General features: G+C 48.5%; 16 protein-coding genes and 1 tRNA gene. 3 read left to right on the forward strand and 14 right to left on the reverse strand.

Features of this window, described 5'->3' with window-relative positions:
* Nucleotide 1 precedes the first annotated feature (1 nt).
* Genes rplI through O6R05_RS07650 form a run of 3 tightly spaced genes read right to left on the reverse strand, consistent with a single transcriptional unit; the run spans nt 2 to nt 3310 of the window.
* On the reverse strand, nt 2-448 hold the full coding sequence (gene rplI / locus O6R05_RS07640; protein ID WP_271191395.1) for a 50S ribosomal protein L9: 447 nt from the start codon (nt 446-448) through the stop codon (nt 2-4).
* The gene (locus tag O6R05_RS07645) at nt 445-2430 is read right to left on the reverse strand and encodes a DHH family phosphoesterase (protein WP_271191396.1); all 1986 of its coding nucleotides are present in this window, start codon (nt 2428-2430) and stop codon (nt 445-447) included. The genes rplI and O6R05_RS07645 overlap by 4 nt, the downstream gene beginning before the upstream one ends.
* A 4-nt stretch (nt 2431-2434) precedes the next feature.
* The gene (locus O6R05_RS07650; RefSeq protein ID WP_271191397.1) at nt 2435-3310 is read right to left on the reverse strand and encodes a DUF2232 domain-containing protein; all 876 of its coding nucleotides are present in this window, start codon (nt 3308-3310) and stop codon (nt 2435-2437) included.
* Between the two features lie 192 nt (nt 3311-3502).
* Here O6R05_RS07650 and O6R05_RS07655 point away from each other — a divergent pair, with 192 nt between their 5' ends.
* A complete protein-coding gene (locus tag O6R05_RS07655; RefSeq protein ID WP_271191398.1) occupies nt 3503-4246 on the forward strand; it encodes an IclR family transcriptional regulator in 744 nt (247 codons plus the stop codon).
* 94 nt (nt 4247-4340) lie between these two features.
* Here O6R05_RS07655 and hydA read toward each other — a convergent pair whose 3' ends face one another.
* From hydA to O6R05_RS07705, 10 genes are all read right to left on the reverse strand, one after another.
* Nucleotides 4341-5720 carry a dihydropyrimidinase gene (hydA, locus tag O6R05_RS07660; RefSeq protein WP_271191399.1) on the reverse strand — a complete coding sequence of 460 codons (1380 nt, stop codon included), beginning with the start codon at nt 5718-5720 and terminating at the stop codon, nt 4341-4343.
* Nucleotides 5721-5723: 3 nt separating this feature from the next.
* On the reverse strand, nt 5724-7184 hold the full coding sequence (locus O6R05_RS07665; RefSeq protein WP_271191400.1) for an NCS1 family nucleobase:cation symporter-1: 1461 nt from the start codon (nt 7182-7184) through the stop codon (nt 5724-5726).
* Nucleotides 7185-7424: 240 nt separating this feature from the next.
* Nucleotides 7425-8210 carry a putative hydro-lyase gene (locus O6R05_RS07670; protein ID WP_271191401.1) on the reverse strand — a complete coding sequence of 262 codons (786 nt, stop codon included), beginning with the start codon at nt 8208-8210 and terminating at the stop codon, nt 7425-7427.
* 7 nt (nt 8211-8217) lie between these two features.
* Nucleotides 8218-9159, reverse strand: coding sequence for a 5-oxoprolinase subunit C family protein (locus tag O6R05_RS07675; protein ID WP_271191402.1), 942 nt, complete (start codon nt 9157-9159; stop codon nt 8218-8220).
* Nucleotides 9152-9889 (reverse strand): 5-oxoprolinase subunit PxpB, encoded by a 738-nt coding sequence (pxpB, locus tag O6R05_RS07680; protein WP_271191403.1) that lies wholly within the window; start codon nt 9887-9889, stop codon nt 9152-9154. Before pxpB ends, O6R05_RS07675 begins: the two co-directional genes overlap by 8 nt.
* Nucleotides 9890-9913: 24 nt before the next feature.
* A complete protein-coding gene (locus tag O6R05_RS07685) occupies nt 9914-11110 on the reverse strand; it encodes an NRAMP family divalent metal transporter (RefSeq protein ID WP_271191404.1) in 1197 nt (398 codons plus the stop codon).
* Nucleotides 11111-11118: 8 nt separating this feature from the next.
* Entirely contained in the window at nt 11119-11892 is a 774-nt protein-coding gene (locus O6R05_RS07690) for a LamB/YcsF family protein (RefSeq protein WP_271191405.1), read from the reverse strand.
* A 287-nt stretch (nt 11893-12179) separates the two neighbouring features.
* The gene (locus O6R05_RS07695) at nt 12180-12641 is read right to left on the reverse strand and encodes a GNAT family N-acetyltransferase (RefSeq protein WP_271191406.1); all 462 of its coding nucleotides are present in this window, start codon (nt 12639-12641) and stop codon (nt 12180-12182) included.
* A 195-nt stretch (nt 12642-12836) separates the two neighbouring features.
* Entirely contained in the window at nt 12837-16334 is a 3498-nt protein-coding gene (nifJ, locus tag O6R05_RS07700) for a pyruvate:ferredoxin (flavodoxin) oxidoreductase (protein ID WP_271191407.1), read from the reverse strand.
* Between the two features lie 161 nt (nt 16335-16495).
* Entirely contained in the window at nt 16496-17152 is a 657-nt protein-coding gene (locus tag O6R05_RS07705; protein WP_271191408.1) for an aspartate/glutamate racemase family protein, read from the reverse strand.
* 265 nt (nt 17153-17417) lie between these two features.
* Here O6R05_RS07705 and O6R05_RS07710 point away from each other — a divergent pair, with 265 nt between their 5' ends.
* On the forward strand, nt 17418-17729 hold the full coding sequence (locus O6R05_RS07710) for a hypothetical protein (RefSeq protein ID WP_271191409.1): 312 nt from the start codon (nt 17418-17420) through the stop codon (nt 17727-17729).
* Nucleotides 17730-17960: 231 nt separating this feature from the next.
* Here O6R05_RS07710 and O6R05_RS07715 read toward each other — a convergent pair whose 3' ends face one another.
* On the reverse strand, nt 17961-18521 hold the full coding sequence (locus O6R05_RS07715; RefSeq protein WP_271191410.1) for a glycoside hydrolase family 73 protein: 561 nt from the start codon (nt 18519-18521) through the stop codon (nt 17961-17963).
* Between the two features lie 111 nt (nt 18522-18632).
* Between O6R05_RS07715 and O6R05_RS07720 the strand changes: the two genes are divergently transcribed.
* Nucleotides 18633-18709 (forward strand) — tRNA-Arg (locus O6R05_RS07720).
* The last annotated feature ends 19 nt before the right edge of the window (nt 18710-18728 follow it).

Here is an 18728-nt window from a genome sequence, read left to right on the forward strand (position 1 = left end):
CTTATTCCGTATCCACCACGACTTTTAACGTCGCCGTAATGCCGGGATAGAGTTTCACAGGCACTTGCTTGGTCGCCGCCTGCTTAATATTTTCCGGCAGTTCAATCTTCTTCTTGTCAATATCCAACTTCAATTGGTCTTTAATGGCATCGGCAATGTTTTGTGAGGTGATGGCACCGAAAAGCCGTCCGCCTTCCCCGCCTTTCGCCGTGATGGTGACCTTGGATTTTTCGAGAGTGGCTTTAACTTGGGTAAAATGCTTCACATTCTCCGCCTCTTCCGCTTCCCGTTTGGCGTTGTCCGCCTTCCATTTTTCGATATTTTCGTCCGTCGCCGCCATGGCGATTCCCTTAGGAATGAGGAAATTTTTGGCATAGCCGTCTTTGGCGTTGACCAGATCGTTTTTCTTTCCTAAGTTTTTATCGTCTTTTAACAGTATAACTTTCATTCTTCCTCCTCGCCTAAATAGGCTTCTATGGCTTGCATCAGTTTGTCCTGTGCCTCATCGACAGTCCCCGCAACGCGAGCCCCTGCCATATTTAAATGGCCGCCGCCGCCGAGCTTTTCCAAAATAAGCTGTACGGAAAAGTCTCCTACGGATCGGCCTGAAATGTGCACTTCCTCTTCCACCGGCGTGAGTACAAAACTTGCCTCCACACCGTTGATATCAAGCAGCTCATCCGCCGCCTGGGCAGCAATGAGAATGGAATTATCCGCCGCAATACTCAGACGGGACACCGCCACTTTGTCATAGACAAGTTGCGCCTGGTGCACCACATCGGCACGAGTGCGCAGCGTGTCCAAGTCATCCTGGAAGAGGCTCTTGACCTTCATCATATTAGCACCGGCCCGTTTCAAAATCGACGCCGCTTCAAAAGTCCGCACCCCGGTTTGAAAACTGAAGTTTTTCGTATCGACGACAATCCCGCTCATCAACGCATCGGCTTCAAAGTGAGTCAAGTTCAAATCGTCTTTCATGTACGTGAGCATCTCGGTCACCAGCTCACTGGTCGACGACGCATACGGTTCCACATAGGTCAGCACAGGATTGTTTACAAACTCCTTGCCTCGACGATGGTGATCAATCACCACCACCTGAGCTTGTTCTTCCAACAGTTTCGGAGCTTCGGTGAAACTTGGCTTGTGATTGTCCACCAGAATCACAAGAGACCGCCCGGTCATATTGGCAAGTGCCGTCTCTTCTTTGATAATGCGTTTAAACATCTCCGGCTCATCCTCCCGCATCCGATCCAACAAGTTGGAAATCGAAGGGTTGGGACGATTTAAGACAATGTAACCTTCCGTGTCGCAGTTTAACGTGGCACGAAGCACCCCAATGGCGGATCCGATGGCATCCATATCGGCATTTTTATGCCCCATAATATAGACGTCTCTAGCTCCTTCAATAAGCTGACGCAGGGCGATGCCGAGAACTCTGGCTTTGACTTTGTTGCGTTTTTCCACAGCCTTGCTCTTCCCGCCGAAAAACTCATAGTTATCTTCCACCCGTACGACCGCCTGGTCCCCGCCTCGACCAAGCGCTAGGTCCAAACAGGTATCCGCTTCCGCTACCGCATCTTTAAACGTCAGTCCGAAAGATGCTACCCCGATAGAAAGGGTGATTGGAATGGTGTTGCCCATATCCAACTCTCTCAAGTCGTCCAAAAGATCAAAGCGTTTCTCCTTAATTTGTTTCAAGGAGTTATAACTCATCACCACAAGGTACATATCCGATTCGTACTTGCGTACCAAGGCATCATAGGTTTGAAAATAGCTGCGGATGAGAGCGTCAATCTCCACCTCCAGTTGCGGACGATTGGCACTCGGCGCCGTATCCATAGCATCGTCGAAATTATCCACTTCGATCTTCGCCACAATAGGAAACTCGTCCCGATACCGGACTTCCAAGTTCACGAGCTCCGTCTGATCTACAAAATAGAAAAGTACCATCTTATCTCGCGCCGATTGGGTCTTGGTGGTATCCACCACTGACAGGTGGACGTCGTAGTCACGAGAACCCATTTTAATCCGCGGCAGGACAGTCCGGTTCGCCAAAATCGCCTCCATGTCCAACCCCTCAATGAGCTTCTCGATATCCATACCCATGAGATCAAAGTCCTCAAAGATAGTTAACAGATGGGAATTGTACCAAATAATCACACCCTTGCCGTCCGTGATACACATCGGAAACGGCATGGAAAATATTGCCTGCTTGGTGACGGAATCAAAATCCCTGGTGATATGTTCCACCATCAGCACCGATTCGTCATTGAACTGTGCCATAATGCGGTTCAGACGATAAACGAGATACATATAGATGGCAAGACCGACAAACCCCGCCCAGATTTCAAAGTAAAAAAGTAGCCCCACACCCAGTGCCATAACAATAAGGGCACTGCGAAAAGCTTTAAGTTCAAGTGTTGTCTTCATCTTCTCACCTCGTGAGCCTTCTAAAGTTAAAGAGACTCTCCAGTAATCCTAAGAAAATAATCATCAGCTGAGCAAAGGGTACCAGGATGCCGAGAACCGGCACCATCACACGTAAAAATCCGTGGACCCGTCGCTTATGCAGTATAAACATTATAACACTTAAGCCTAAAAAGAAGAGCAGCGCACCGAAGATCACCGCGACATTTTCCATGACCAGTCCGGATATCCCCGTCTCGCCGGAAAAAATGTAGAGTCCGGCAACGGATCCAATACCCGCCGCCACAATCCCCCGAGGAATCGTCAGGTAGATAAAAGGCTGATAGGATACTGCCACGGCCTGAGTGGAAAGCAGTCCTTTGACCGTGAGAAAATATGCGCCGTAGCTGATCATCAGACTTAAAATAATGATCATCGCCGGCATCAGCTGAAGCATGCGATTGTAAACCATCATCACTTCCGTGCGGCCCAATTCCACATTCATGGACTTCTGCGCCGCCACAATGGCATCCAGAATCTCCTGCGAGCGCAAACTTGAAAAGTTCACGCCCATGGCATACAGTGCCACGACGCCGCCCACAAGGAGCATAGCCGCCCCCACAAATACCGTGGAGTTTTGATCAAAGCGATTCGCAAGCATCATATGCATCACCAGAATCATTGAGCCGAAAGCTGCAAACACAAACAGTCCATAGCTAAACGAGTACATCGCCATCAAGAGTGCACAGCTTATCGTAAAGAGACTAAAGCCCTTGACCACGCCGTCCGTCATAGAACGGGTTAAAAAGATATGGGGATAAAATATAAAGATCAGAGGGAAAAAACTTCCCACCGATGCCACTAAGGTTCCGCGGACAATATCCAACAGGAAACTAAAATTCATGTCATTCCTCCTCACTTGGTCTCCCAAGTGTTTATATTTTAACATAGTTACCCTTTGGATGACAGTTCTATTCCCCTCTCGATCTGTCTTGTAAAACATATCCCTTAAACCAAATATAAATAAGAAAGAATAACGAATATGTCTCATCAGCCATCCCGTTATGTGATATAATCTCCATATGGAGGAATGAACGTGATTCAAAGTTTAGTAAAAGCTGCCAACATACTCGAATTTATGAAAGGCGAACAACAGAAATATACCATTGCCGAAATTTCCGAGGCGATTGCTATTCCGCCGAGCACCACCCACCGTATACTGTCCACGCTCATCAGCTGTAATTTTGTCGCCAAAGATGACCAAACCCATCTCTATCGACTGGGCTCCGGATTGATATCCATCGGAATCGCCGCCTCTGCCACCTCGTCCTTAAAAGAAGAAGCCGAAGTCGTCTTACAGGAACTCTCAAGAAAAACCAACGAAGACGCCTTTATGGTGGTCAAAAGCAAAGACACCGGCATTGTCATCGGCAAAGCTGAAGGCGATGAAACATTAAAAATTGTAGAAAACTTCGGTCGTCAAATCCCTCTTCACAAAGGCGCCATTCGAAAAGTCATCCTGGCCCATCAGCCTGAAAGCTACATCGATGACTACATTGCCACCAAGTTGGATGACAGTCCTGTTCGAAAGGCGGACGCTGTCGCCTTTAAGAAAGAACTGCAAACTATCATCGCTCAAGGCTACGCCCTCTCCGAAGGCGAATACATACCCGACACCATCGGCATCGGCGCGCCGGTCTTTGACTCCTCTAAAAACTTCGTCGCATCCGTCGGCGTCATCACGCCGCAGTATCGAATGAAAGACCGACTGCCAACCATGATTGAAGATGTCACCCATGCCGCGCGCGAACTGTCTCACCGCATCGGCTACATTGATTAACTTAGTTCATCATAAAAAATCCCCGACCATATGGCCGGGGATTTTTGTAGTGACCTTTCAGAGCCTTGCAAGACGGTATCTGGTGAGGTGCTTGTCATAACTGTTTGTTATTTTTTCTATGAATAAATCGACCGTAGCCTTTTTCGCCGACAAACGTGCCGTCTTTCGCCACCAATGTTCCTCGTGAGAAGACAAGATGAATGGCACAGTTGACGGTGAAGCCTTCATAGGTGTTGTAATCACACACGGAATGGTGTGTCTTAACGGAAATCGTCTCGCGCCCGTTCGGATCGATGACCATCACGTCCGCATCGGTATTGAGTTCCAAACTGCCTTTTTCAGGATACATACCGAATATCTTTGCCGCATTGGTACTCACGACGTTGACGAACGTGTTCAAATCCAGTCGGCGCTTCAACACCCCTTCTGAAAATGCAATCTTAATCCGCTCTTCAACCCCCGGCGCCCCTCCCGGTGCCAGTGTAAAGTTGCCAAGTCCCTGTCGCTTCTCTGTCTCATACATAAATGGACAGTGATCCGTACCTAGCGTGACCACATCGCCGTCTTGCAGCGCGCGCCACAATGCCTCATTATCTTTCGCCGTACGAAGGGGCGGCTGCATTAAATATTTGACTCCTTCTTCAGGACCGTCTTTTGAATATACAGCCTCGGTCAACATCAGATACTGTGTGCAGGTTTCAGAATAGACCTCTTGGCCCATAGCTTTGGCAAGCTTGATTCTCTCGACAGACTCTGTTGCTGACGTGTGCACAATATAGACCGGCGTCTCAACCAATTTAGCTAAGTTTAGCAAAGTATCCACCGACTCCGCTTCAGCTTCATTCGGCCGTGTTGCCGGAAAATATTTGACATCAGTGTGACCGGCATCAACGGCCTCCCGGATTAAATATCGGGTCAGCAGATCATTTTCACAGTGAATGGTCAACAATCCTCCCGATTGTTTCATCTGCTTTAAAATACGATAAAAATCGATATCATCCATCGCATACCCGTAGGTGGAATACGCTTTAAACGAGACAATCCCTTCCTCAGTGATGATGCCGTCCAACTCGTTCAAAATCTCATCATCCACATGCTGAATCACTCCGTGAAAGCCGTAATCGATGACGGATTTTTTAGCCAGTTCCCGGTAAATATCGATGGAGTGGTGCAGCGCGGCGCCTTCCGGACCGAAAGCGATGTGATCTAATATCGTCGTGGTGCCGCCCACAGCCGCCGCAACAGTCCCGGTATAGAAATCATCTGCCGAACGATACCGCTCTGATTGCTGCAGCTCCATGTGCGTATGGGGATCAATGCCGCCGGGCATCACATACATACCGCTCACATCGTAGACCTTATCCGCGTCGTCATAAGTCCCTATGCCAATAATTTTTTCATCTTCCATTAACAAGTCTGCTTGAACTTGGTTGTCAGCTGTGACAATGATCCCGTTTTTTAAAAGTGTCCTCATGCTTTACTTACCTCCCTGTGTGATCTTGATATAAACGTAATACACCAATCCTGTGACGACAACGCCATACACATACGCATTATTGAAAATAAAATTCAAACCTTCGATGGATTTACTGATAAAAATAATTGCGGTAAATACCAAAAACAGCACAATGACCGGCACATTCCATCCCTTCGTGTAATAATATCTCCCACCGTTAATTTTATATGCGTCGACCATGTCGATGTCCGTGTGATGTGCAATGAGATAGGCCACCAAATACAAGCCGGAGATCGGACCGAGCAAGGCACCTAAGAATTGGGTCACATTGAAAATTAAATTATAGGCGCTGGATAAGCTGTCCCACGGTCTTGCAAATAAAGCGAACACCGCCGTTAAGACAGCCACCCACTTATAATCTAATTTACCCTTAAGTAAGGTCGCCACAATATTGACCGGAGGAATTAAATTCCCGGCTACATTGGTCGTCAGTACGGCCATTATAATAAAAAGAGAAAACACAATGCGTATCACCACGCTATTAAAATTGCCCACTAAGATTGCCGGTTCCCAAATCTCTTTGCCGAAGGCCAAAAACCCTCCGGCCGTTCCGCATATTCCGACAAAAGCGATGTAGCCTGTCATGATAGGGGCACTGATGATTTGTCCTAAACTCTGAGACTTTTGATCGACACAGTGGCGTGTAAAATCAGGCATGGATAAAGCTATGCCGCCATCGAAGGCAATCATGGCGGATAACGCCGGCCAAAACAGGCTCCAAAAGTCCACACTGCCTTTAGCCTGTAACACCGGCACGTTAAGCAGTGTGTGCAAATTCCACTTCGCGGTACCAAATCCCCATATGATGACGATAAGACTCAAGACCAATAATATTGGCGCGGATACGCCCTCTAAAATTTTAACTGCTTTACTCCCTGAGGCCGCAATATACACGTTCATCATCCAAAAGATGAGAAACGATATGAATTGCGTCATAAAACCATAGGTTGACCAGGCGGGATAGATGGCATTAATAATGATAAAGACCGCTTGTCCTCCAATCCACGCTTGCACACCAAACCAAAAAATGCCTAAGACACCTCGGATGAGGGATGGAAAAATCATTCCTTTCGGACCAAACACCAACTTGCTCAGCATGGGATAGTTCATGCCGTACTTCGTACCGAAATGTCCTAAAGCAATGGCCACCCCCATCACAATGGTGTGCCCTAAAATAATGGTGACCAGCGCCTGTACCCAGGACATGCCTGAAACCAACAAGCCGCTTGCCACCTGGTAGACCGCGATGGAGACAATCATCCCAATCCACAAATTCGCAATATCCTTGGTGCGCCAATCTCTTTTGTCCGAGTTTATAGGCGCACTGATCTCATTGTAGTCATTGTCATGTGCCTGAATCTCGCGAACCCCTTCCGGAGTTAAATCATATACATCGCCAACTTTTCTTTGACCAAATTCCATTGTCTTTCTCCTCATCTTTCAGCATTGTCATCTTGGGATTTCACCGTTAAGAAGCGTTTCATTTTGACACGTTCCCGGGCAAGCACGCCCCGTTGCCATGAGTATCCTTATCACGGCGCATGATGTCACCTCTTACGCTGCCAAATGAACTGCATCGTACGTTCAACGGTATTAAAAAACACGACTAAATACAGGAACGTCCCATACTTAGTCGCATCACTACACATTTATTTCAAACTGTCAGACTGCATAATCTTCATCCACCGGATCGCAAATCAACATATATCCCGGTGCATGGGTGATCATAATCTCCGGCTTTGAGGTCATGGCGATGGACTGCGGTGTGACCCCACAGGCCCAGAACACCGGCACTTCGCCGTCTTTAAAGACTGACGGTTCACCAAAGTCCGGTGCCATCACATCCTTGATGCCGATTTGTCCGGGATCGCCAATGTGCACCGGTGCACCGTGGACTGCCGGATACCGTGCGGTGACGGTCGTCGCTTTAACCACTTGGTCATACGGAATAGGCCGCATGGAGACGACCATATTTCCATGAAACGGTCCTGCCGGCACAGTCGGGATATTGGTGATAAACATCGGCACGTTGTGATCGTCTTCAATGTGCCGCACCGGAATGCCTGCCGCCAACATGGCATTCTCAAAGCTGAAAGAACAGCCGATGAGAAAAGCGACAAAGTCATCTCGGTAGATATCCAATAAATTGTCCACTTCCTCGACCAGCTCGCCATGTTTATAGATGCGGTACTTCGGAATGTCGGTACGAATATCGCAGCCCTTAGCAATCAACTTCGGCTCAAAGGACCCCGGTTCGATGACATCCAGAATAGGACATGGCTTTTTATTGCGATTGGCAAAGAGCAGGAAGTCAAACGCCAAATCCTTGGGTAAAATGGCCAGGTTTGCCTGTACATGGCCTTTGGCAATGCCGGATGTAGGACGGACAAGCTTACCGCCTCGAATCAATTCTCGCGCTTCTTTTGGGGTTAATACTCCGTAGTTCATAGGCACCTCACTTTAATGACTGACGAATGGCGTTGAGCGTCTCACGATACGTTTTGTAAATGGCTTCCCCTTCGTCCGGCGTCACCTCGTCAAAGAGAACTTTAGCGCCGGGACGCAACTGGGCAAGCTTTGACAGATCCGGTGTCACTACCGTGGCGACTTTGGTGTAGCCGCCTGTGGTTTGGCGGTCGGCCATCAGTACGATAGGCTTGCCTTCCGCCGGAACTTGGACAGAACCCATGACTGTGGCATCGGAGATGATGTCGGCACCGTCAACAAAGTCTAAAGCCGGGCCGTTAAAACGCATCCCCATGCGGTCGGCATTTTTCGTCAAAGTGTAGCCGCCGGAATAGAGGAAGGTGTGCTTGCCCTTTTCGGTAAAGGCATCGTCCTGAGGTCCGAAGACCACACGCAGAACGGCAAATTGAGAGAGCTTCGGCACATATTTTTCATCCAAAATCCGTTTTTTGAACGGTACAGGGTCGTGAATTTCAATCACATCCCGAGATTTCAATGCCCGTCCTTCAAAGCCGCCAAGTTGACTCTTTAGCAGTGTGGACTTGGATCCGTTCACTTCTTCCACACCAAAGGTCCCGCCAAAGGCAATGTAGCCGCGAAGACCTTCTTTGAGCTTCCCGAAGCTGAGCTTTTGCCCGGCTTTAACTTCATAGGACTGATAGTTTTCAATCGCTTCGCCGTCGAGTTTTGGCTGCATATTGGCTCCGGTGATAGCAATGGTCAGATCGTCTTCAAATTCCAGTGTCGGTCCTACAAACGTGGTTTCCAGCACCGCTTCATTGACATCGTTGCCCACCAAAGCATTGGCCAGTTCATAGTTATATTCATCCATGACGCCGGCTTGAGAGATTCCGAACTTTTGATAGCCGATACGCCCATGATCCTGTACCGTGGTCAGAATTCCCGGCATAATGACTTTAATTTTAGCCATGAAGTTCACCTACTTCCACCTCTCGGATGATCACCTCGTAAGTGCCTTCATCCACTTGCTTTTTAATGTCGTTAAATTCCGCTTCAGTAATAGCTACATAGCGGATGTAGTCCCCCGCCTGTACAAAGACCGGAGGTTCTTTCATCGGATCATAGAGTTGAAGCGGGGTACGGCCGATAAGCTGCCATCCTCCCGGCGACTCCGACGGATACATCCCCGTTTGAGAGCCGGCAATACCCACCGATCCCGGAGCAATTTTAAGACGCGGACTCTTAAGACGCGGTGTGGCGATGCGTTCATCCATCCCCCCCAGGTAAGTGAAACCCGGCATAAAGCCTAACATATATACCAGGTAATCGGTGTCGGTGTGAATCCGGATGACCTCATCTTCAGACAGGTTGGCATGCGCTTTGACAAAGTCCATATCCGGTCCATACTCCCCGCCGTAGCAGGTGGGGATTTCAATGAGCTTGACTTTGTCCGATTCCGATGCCGTGTCCTTCAGATCCAAACCTTTCAGCTCTTCAATGAGTTCGTTGCGGCTCAGTACCATCGGATCATAGGTGATGGTGATGGAGCGATACGTCGGGACCACTTCCACGATCCCGTCCCGGTTGGCAATAGTCGCTACAACACTGCGAATGAGACCATTAATTTCCTTGGAAATGGTATTTCCGAATTCCATAATAATGGCGCGATCGCCACTATTTAAATAGCGAATATCATGCATAGTGTCTCCTTTCGAGAAGTGGTTTTAGAGTAACGTGGAGAGGTTGCTCACCATCGTTGTCACACCAAGGTACGCGGAAAGTGCCGTGACGATCCAGCCGAGAATAAACAGTACGTTGGAGTGCTTGTACGTGCCGACAATGGAGGTCTTCTTACTTGCAATAAGCATCACAGCAAGGGTAATAGGAAGAATTAGACCGTTCAGTGCGCCGACGACCACAAGCAACGTTTGCGGTTGTCCGATGATGACAAAAATCAGCGCTGATACCACGATAAAGATGATGGTGGTCAAGTTGGCGTTGCGGCCGATTGGACCGAACAAAGTCTTCAAGAACGATACCGAGGTAAATGCACAGCCGACGATAGATGTTAAAGCTGCCGCAGTAAAGACTACACCGAAAATTTTGTAGCCGATTTCTCCGCTGGAAATTCTAAATGCAGAGGCTGCAATATTTTCAGGGTCCAGTTGGCCACCGGCAGTAACGACACCCAAAACAGCTAAGAACAGAAGAATCCGTACGATAAGGGCAACTGCAATACCAAGAGTTGCAGATTTGTTGACTTCAGAAAGATTTTCTTCCCCAACCACACCGGCGTCAATCAGACGGTGACCGCCGGAAAATACGATGTATCCGCCTACAGTTCCGCCAAGAAGGGTCAGCACTGCCGGCAAGGTAGCGGCCATGTCTGTCGGTGCTACGGCATGAGCTGCGGCTTCCCCGACAGGCGGTGCAGTTTTCACTGCGACAAAGGCGATGAGAATAATCATTGCCGCACCAAGGATTTGAGTCAGCTTATCCATGGCGTTACCGGCGGATTTCGATGTAAAGATAATGACAGCGATAATAGCACCGATGACAGCTCCAAGTTTCGGATCGATGCCGAAGATAACGTTCAGACCAAGACCTGCCCCGCCGACGTTACCGATATTAAAAGCTAAGCCGCCAAGGGCAACGAGAAAGGCGATGACATAGCCAAGTCCCGGAAGCACTTTATTGGCAATATCCTGTCCTCTTAAGCGGGATACGGCAATAACTTTCCAAACGTTGAGCTGAGCGATATAGCTCATGATAATAGATACTAAGATAACAAAGGCAAAATCCACCTTTAAATCGCTGGTAAATTTCGCAGTTTGGGTCATAAAGCCCGGACCGATAGCTGATGTTGCCATCAGAAATGCCGCACCTAAAAGGACGGACCAATTTGCTTTTTTCTTTTCCATAAATTCCCTCACTTAATAAAATCGTCCACTGCTTTCACAGTGATGCCGGCATCTTCCAAACCTTTTCGAATTTGTTTGACGAACTCAATAGCTTCCGGATTGTCGCCATGTACACAGATAGAATCGGCTTTAATATCAATTTCCGTACCATCTACCGCAGTCACTTTGCCTTCTTTGATCATTTTAATGACACGTGGCAGTGCTTCTTTAGGATCTTTGACAAAGGCGCCGGGGAGTTTGCGGTTGACCAATGTGCCGTCGGCGTTGTAACCTCTGTCGGCAAAGACCTCTTCACTGACACGAAGGCCTCGAGCCTTAGCTTCTTTGGCAATGAGACTGCCGCTTAAGACCATGAGAATAATGGACTTGTCAAAGGCTTCAATGCCGTCGATGATACCGGCTGCCAGCTCAGGATCATTGCAAGCTTTGTTATAAAACCCACCATGTAGCTTCATGTGCTGAAGTTTGACCCCATGTGCGTCACAAAAGGCTTTCAGTGCACCGGTTTGATAGAGCATATAGTTTTTTGCTTCGTCCCGTGTGATGGTCATAGCCCGTCTGCCGAAGCCAAGAAGGTCCGGATATCCGGGATGAGAACCCACACGCACACCGTGTGCCTTGGCAAGGGCCACAGTCTTGTCCATAATCATCGCATCGCCTGCGTGCCAACCGCAAGCCAGATTGATGCTGGTGACGTGTTTGACGATTTCTTCGTCCATGCCCATGGTGTAGGATCCGAATCCCTCACCAATGTCGCTGTTTAAATCTACAAAATACTCCATAGAAACCTCCTTAAAGTTTTTTTGCAATCGTTTGACTCTATTGTATTGAATCGTGAATATAGTGTCAATGTATGCTATTATACCCTTTTAAACTTCCACAATACGAAACGCCCGTAAGCCTTGCCTTTGCTCGTCTTGGGATGTTTTCCATACTGTGGAACAAAAAAATATTTTTAGTGAACAGTTCCTGCTGTGAGCTGACGGGTTCAAAACAAAAAGCCGCCCACTTAAATCGTTTATCTCTTAGCATTAAGCTGCTATACATCAACGCTTAGCTTCCGGTGAAGTTAGTTGCTACCTATAAGTGCTTTATGATAAATGTAGTCGGTCCCGTGAAGATGACTTTCAATGGAGTATACAAAGTGATAGTCCATCTTCCCATAGAGGCCTTGATGCTGCGTTAAAATATAGACCTCATGCCAACCTTCCTGTATCGCCTGAGCTTCTAAAAAAGTCACGATACGCCGAGACCAACCGTCGCCGCGATACGCCGGATCGACATACACGAAGGCAATCCACGGTGTAAAGTCTGCAACTTTTTGATAATCCTGTTCCACGAGAGCGCCAAACCCTGCAATATGATGTCGATCCATGAGAAAGAAGAGCTTAGCTCGCTGCCCGAAGGTTGCATAAAAAGTGTCTTCGGTAAGCTGTCGATGCATAAATCGCCCGGCGTTCCACTCCACGCCACGAAGATACGCCAAGAGCGCTGTCTGATTGTCCGCGTCATTATAATTTACAAATGTCATAGTCATCCTTCTTTCACGTTGAATTAGTTTACCTACCCGTGCGCCAATAATTCTTTATTGATCGGATAGGCTTTACAATACAAAGTTGCCTCACGTCTCAACGGATCGTCATCACTGTACACCTGCTTATCTGACGTGAACACCGGTGTGAGACAATATAAAAAGAGCAGCGCCTCAGCTGCTCTTTTGTTCGTTTTATTTATCTTCCGCCGCCAACTTCTTGTAGCGTTCATAGCGGAACTTGGAATCTTCTTCCGCCATGTTATAAAGTTCTTCGGCAATCTCAGGGAAGGTCTTCTTCAATGAGGTATAACGCACTTCAGAATCGAGGAATTCTTGGAAGGACCCCGTCGGCTCTTTGGAATCGAGACTGAACGGATTCTTGCCTTCTTCCGCCAAGCGAGGATTGTAACGATAGAGGTGCCAGTATCCGGCTTCCACTGCCCGTTTTTCCTGAGCGACACTCTTGCCCATACCTTTGAGCAGACCGTGGTTGATACATGGTGCGTAGCAGATGACAATGGATGGACCGTCATAGCTTTCCGCTTCATGAATGGCCTTTAAAAGTTGATTCATGTCGGCACCCATGGCAACTTGTGCCACATAGACGTAACCATAGGTCATCAACATCGCACCAAGGTCTTTCTTACGCACCCGCTTGCCGCCGGCAGCAAATTTTGCCACAGCTGCACGTGGGGTGGACTTGGAAGATTGACCGCCGGTGTTGGAATAAACCTCCGTATCAAAGACCAGAATGTTAAAGTCTTCACCGCTTGCCATGGTGTGATCCAGACCGCCGTAACCGATATCATACGCCCATCCGTCGCCGCCGAAGCTCCAAATGCTCTGTTTCACCAGATAGTCTTTCAGCTTGGCAATTTCTTTGAGGTTCATATCGTCAGACCCTTCAACCATCGCAACGATGTCTTTTTCCAAGCGGCGTGTGACCTTAGGATCTTTCATATTGTCGATCCATTCTTTGAAGATGTCCACGTTGCCTTTGTCCTGCATATAGTCTTCCATATATTTCTTAATGGAATTGCGAAGTTTCTTCACTGCAAGGGCCATACCATAACCGTATTCCGCATTGTCTTCAAAGAGTGAGGACGCCCAAGCCGGACCGTGACCGAACTTGTTCTTGCAGAAGACGCTGGTCGGATATGAACCGCCCCAGATCGAGGAACAGCCGGAAGCGTTGGCGATAAGCATACGATCTCCGAAAAGCTGTGTCACCAATGTTGCATACGGTGTTTCACCACATCCGGCACAGGCGCCGTGGAACTCGAGAAGCGGCTGTTTGAATTGAGAGCCTTTGACAGTGGTGTCGGCCATCAAATCTTCTTTCGGTTCGACAGTCATGGCGAATTCCCAGTTGTCCGTCTGATCCATTTCATCGCCAAGCGGCTGCATGACCAGCGCTTTGTTTTTGGCAGGACATACATCGGCACAGTTGCCGCATCCGGTACAGTCGAGCACGGACATTTGAATTCTATATTGCAAGCCTTCCAGACCTTTGCCTTTGGCATCCAAGGTTTCGAAGCTTTCAGGTTTGTTCGCCACTTCGTCGTCATTTAAAAGGAATGGACGAATGACGGCGTGTGGACAGACGTAAGAGCATTGATTACATTGAATACAGTTTTCAATGTACCAGTGCGGTACGTCCACAGCAACGCCCCGTTTTTCATAGCGGGATGTACCGCTCGGCATAGAACCTTCTTCCACGCCCACAAACGCAGAAACCGGTGTGGCATCGCCTTTTTGCGCATTGAGCGGAATGAGAATCTTTTCAACGTATTCCGGTACGTCACGAACTTCCGTGTGATCTTCGCCTTCACACCAGGACGCATCCAGATTGATCCGTTTGAGTTCTTCAATCCCCTTATCAACGGCGGCATAGTTCATGTTGACAATCTTGTCGCCTTTCTTTCCGTAAGTGGCTTTGATAGACTCTTTGAGTTTGGTCACTGCCTCATCAATAGGGAGGACTTCCGCCAGTTTGAAGAAAGCGGACTGCATAATCATATTTGTCCGTGAGCCCAATCCAATTTCTGCGGCAATGCCGGTGGCATTGATGGTATAAAACTCAATGTGTTTTTCCACCAAGGTCTTTTTCATCTCAAGAGGCAGGTTGTCTTTGAGCTCATCTTCCGACCAGATTGTGTTCAGGAGGAATTTACCGCCATCTTTAATGCCTTCCAGCAAATCGTATTGATGAACGTAAGATTGCTTTGAACAAGAGATGAAGTCCGGTTGGGTGATCAGATAGGTGGATTTAATCGGTGTCGAGCCGAAACGCAAATGGGAGATGGTAACGCCGCCGGATTTTTTCGAATCGTAGGCAAAGTAAGCTTGTGCATACATATCAGTGCCGTCGCCGATGATTTTAATGGCGCTCTTGTTGGCACCGACTGTCCCGTCAGAACCGAAGCCCCAGAATTTGCACTTGATCGTATCTTTCGGTTCGGTGTTGATGGTGTCGTTTACAGGAAGCGAGGTATGTGTCACATCGTCCACGATAGAGATGGTGAAGTTATTCTTCGGCTGAGCTTGCGCCAAGTTGTCGTAGACGCTCTTAATGTGAGACGGTGTGGTGTTCTTGGAGGCAAGACCGAAGCGGCCACCCACGATAGTCGGTGCGTCGCTCTCTTCACTAAAGGCACTGAGCACATCCAAATGGAGCGGTTCAAACGGTGCGCCTTTTTCCTTGGTGCGATCCAAAACGGCAATGGCTTTAACCGACGGCGGAATCACATCAAGCAGGTGTTTTTTAGAGAATGGACGGTAGAGACGCACTTTGACAAATCCGACTTTTTCGCCGTGATCATTCAAATAGTCCACCGTTTCTTCAATGGTTTCGTTCACGGACCCCATGGAAATGATAATGCGCTCGGCATCCGGTGCACCGTAATAGTCGAATGGCTTATAGTGACGTCCGGTGAGCTTGCCTATTTCGTCCATGTAGTGAACATAGGTATCCACCACATCTATGTACTGTTGGTTGGTGCTTTCTGCGGCTTGGAAATACACATCGGAGTTTTGTGCCGTACCCTTGGTGTATGGACGATTCGGATTCATGGCCTTCATACGAAAAGCTTGAATGGCATCAAAATCTACCAATTTTTTGTAGTCGTCATAGTCGATAACTTCCACTTTTTGAATCTCATGAGAGGTACGGAAACCGTCGAAGAAGTGGAGCGCCGGGATGCGGGATTTGATAGCTGACAAGTGAGCTACCGCCCCTAAGTCAATAATTTCCTGTACGGATGATGAGGCAATCATGGTAAAACCGGTTTGACGGGTAGCCATGACATCCTGATGATCGCCGAAGATGGAAAGGGCATGAGTGGACAGCGCCCGTGCCGCAACGTGAAGTACTCCCGGCAGAAGTTCACCGCTCATCTTGTACATATTCGGAATCATCAACAGCAGACCTTGTGATGATGTGAAGGATGTAGCGAGGACACCGGCAGACAGTGCGCCGTGCATCGCCCCTGCAGCGCCTGCTTCAGATTGCAGCTCGGATACCTGCACCTGTTCCCCAAAGATGTTTTCTTTGCCGTTGGCAGCCCAGGCATCAATGAGTTCCGACATATCACTGGATGGTGTGATGGGATAGATGGGAGCAACTTCTGAGAAGGCATAGGCGACATATGCCGCTGCCGTGTTCCCATTCATCGTTTTCATGTGTTTCATATTTCCTCCTCTAATTCATTGCTTAACTTCATTTTTATTGTATCTCTATTGTTCTTTCATGGCAATAAGTTACAGGTAGAATGTTCCCACTATACCCTTGCAATGCTCTAAGTAGTTGGTAAATCTTATCAGGAAAACGCTTCTCTAAATTCGAAACGGCGTCACGCCAACGCCGCTTGAAGCGCCGCCATCATCGCCGCCGTGGGATCGATAACATGGAGCGTTGTCAGCCTTGCCATGTCCTCTGCGACGGCATGAAAATGCGTGCAACCTAACACAATAGCCTGAGGCTGAGGCGCCAAACCTTCGATGTATTGGATCAGACCCCTAAGATTATTTTGTGTGAACGCATCCTGCCTTCTTTCAATGGCATTGACAAGAGGCATAATGCCAAGGCTTATCACAGACTCCGGTCTCAGCCGCTCGCTCATTCTACGGTCAAGTGCATAGGCTGAAAACCCGTTTGCCGCCATGATAAAGAGCCGGCGTTCCGCGATGCTGTCATAGACTTCAAGGGGCGTAATGACAGGAAGACCCGCCTCGTCGGCAACGTCCTTATAATCGACACTCAGACTGAGTGAATTGCAGTAGATAAACACCGCCGAAGCGCCTTTGACTTTCGCATCCTTGACGATAGATCGAAAGCCGGCGTTTAATTCATCTTTCGAAAAATACTGCATAGCAGTCTGCTCGTCCGGGGTTTTGGAAAATGGATACGCCACCGTTGTATAACCTGCCTCTTCAAGTAACGCAACTCCCATGTTGGTGTCTCCCAGGGTGCCTGCCACAACAGCAACAGGTTGATGTAGTGTGCTCATATGCGTCTCCTTTCATGCGCCGATCCTCCCGACGCCAAGCTTTCAAATGCGTGGTACCGGAGACGCTCGCGACAAGGTCGGCCAGTAGTCGCAAGCCTCTTCCTCTTTGTGAGCACTCGGATACGTGTACGGCCGCCTCGCGTGTCACACGAATTATCGTTATAATAGTAGATAAGGGGACCCGCCATATCTCACACGTCACTGCACTTGTTACTTCAATTTTAAACCTTGCCTTAAGAAAGGGCAAACTCTCTGAGGAGGTACTATGACCCAACTACATGATATCGTAAGAAAACTGCGCTATTTAGACGAGGCCGACCTGTCACTGGTAGAGACCCTCGTAAGCCGCCTGTGGGAAGACTACGCCGAGACTCATCTCTCAGACTCCCGGACGCCACAGCCCGAGACGACATCGCCCCTGAGCTCCCCTTCGCCTGAAATTTCTCCCAATGCTGCGTCTGAAGACATTGCCCACACCCGCGAAGTCCCACACCTTCCTGATGCCGCCACGTACTACGAGTCGCTTTCCGAAGAAGAGAAGCTGGAGCTCTTACCCTGGCACCGCCGTGACCTCTAACTCCTATCGTCTCACGTCACCGAAACTTTACACAATCTACATCAAGACTTTACCTTGCTTTGTTAGTCTGAACTCAGCTAAGGAAAGCTCTCGGGGCGTCTCTAGCGACGCCGCTTATGCTCTGACGGCGTAAGACCAAGCGCCCTCCCGGCAACTTAACACAATGTTACCATTCTTTTTCATACACCTCAAAGGACGGCTGTTTAAACAGCCGTCCTTTAAGGTCTCCTATTAAAATTGAGGTTCATCCAACGCGTCAAGATCGTAGCGTTCAATAATGCTGATAACCTTATCGGCATAGTTGGGATCCGTCGCATAACCTGCCTGTTGAATGGCGCGAGCCGCCTCGACATAATTCGCCGCATCCTTCACCTGACTGTAGCGCCGCCCTCGAGTCAAAAGAGTTGCATAGTGTTCAAAGGATGCCCACTTCGAATCATAGCTTCGAAACTTCGCCACAATCTGCTCAGGAGAAGTGCCCTCGTACTCTTGCGTCGCATACTCAACGTAAGGTGCGTCTTTTGTGCTTTTGATGCCGAAGTAATTATTGGCGGCTCGGCTGAGTTCACTCTGTCCATAGTTGGACTCCAATGCCGACTGAGCCAAGGTCACCGAGGGAAAAAGGCCGTAATCTCTCGCCACCTTCTGAGCCAAATGCTGTGTGGCCGCCAAATACTCCGTCTTGGGATCGGAAGCCGGCTCCCTCCCTGCCACCGCCATAAAAAGTATGAGAATAAACAGCAGTGCTGAAAACATAAAAAATACGTTACTGGTTCGTCGCGATCGTCTCAAAGAATCCCTCCCGTGCTACTATTATAACCGCCGAACTCACCTGCAAATTTTAAAAAATATCAAAGAATTGACAGACGTAGTCCCTTTGACTACAATGTAAACAATCCCTGCGCGCGTATAGCTCAGTAGGATAGAGCAGTGCTCTCCTAAAGCACGTGCCGGAGGTTCGATTCCTCTTACGCGCACCAAAAAAACGACCCGTTCTCA

It is taken from the genome of Peptoniphilus equinus (assembly GCF_027921445.1).
Lineage (GTDB): Bacteria > Bacillota > Clostridia > Tissierellales > Peptoniphilaceae > Peptoniphilus > Peptoniphilus equinus.

What these genes read in the sequence shown, in the direction of transcription:
- hydA (WP_271191399.1), bottom strand. Translation starts at nt 5,720, where the DNA reads ATGAGGACACTTTTAAAAAACGGGATCATTGTCACAGCTGACAACCAA.
- O6R05_RS07685 (WP_271191404.1), bottom strand. Translation starts at nt 11,110, where the DNA reads ATGGAAAAGAAAAAAGCAAATTGGTCCGTCCTTTTAGGTGCGGCATTT.
- O6R05_RS07695 (WP_271191406.1), bottom strand. Translation starts at nt 12,641, where the DNA reads ATGACATTTGTAAATTATAATGACGCGGACAATCAGACAGCGCTCTTG.
- rplI (WP_271191395.1), bottom strand. Translation starts at nt 448, where the DNA reads ATGAAAGTTATACTGTTAAAAGACGATAAAAACTTAGGAAAGAAAAAC.
- pxpB (WP_271191403.1), bottom strand. Translation starts at nt 9,889, where the DNA reads ATGCATGATATTCGCTATTTAAATAGTGGCGATCGCGCCATTATTATG.
- O6R05_RS07665 (WP_271191400.1), bottom strand. Translation starts at nt 7,184, where the DNA reads ATGGAATTTGGTCAAAGAAAAGTTGGCGATGTATATGATTTAACTCCG.
- O6R05_RS07645 (WP_271191396.1), bottom strand. Translation starts at nt 2,430, where the DNA reads ATGAAGACAACACTTGAACTTAAAGCTTTTCGCAGTGCCCTTATTGTT.
- nifJ (WP_271191407.1), bottom strand. Translation starts at nt 16,334, where the DNA reads ATGAAACACATGAAAACGATGAATGGGAACACGGCAGCGGCATATGTC.
- O6R05_RS07705 (WP_271191408.1), bottom strand. Translation starts at nt 17,152, where the DNA reads ATGAGCACACTACATCAACCTGTTGCTGTTGTGGCAGGCACCCTGGGA.
- O6R05_RS07690 (WP_271191405.1), bottom strand. Translation starts at nt 11,892, where the DNA reads ATGGAGTATTTTGTAGATTTAAACAGCGACATTGGTGAGGGATTCGGA.
- O6R05_RS07670 (WP_271191401.1), bottom strand. Translation starts at nt 8,210, where the DNA reads ATGAACTACGGAGTATTAACCCCAAAAGAAGCGCGAGAATTGATTCGA.
- O6R05_RS07710 (WP_271191409.1), top strand. Translation starts at nt 17,418, where the DNA reads ATGACCCAACTACATGATATCGTAAGAAAACTGCGCTATTTAGACGAG.
- O6R05_RS07675 (WP_271191402.1), bottom strand. Translation starts at nt 9,159, where the DNA reads ATGGCTAAAATTAAAGTCATTATGCCGGGAATTCTGACCACGGTACAG.
- O6R05_RS07650 (WP_271191397.1), bottom strand. Translation starts at nt 3,310, where the DNA reads ATGAATTTTAGTTTCCTGTTGGATATTGTCCGCGGAACCTTAGTGGCA.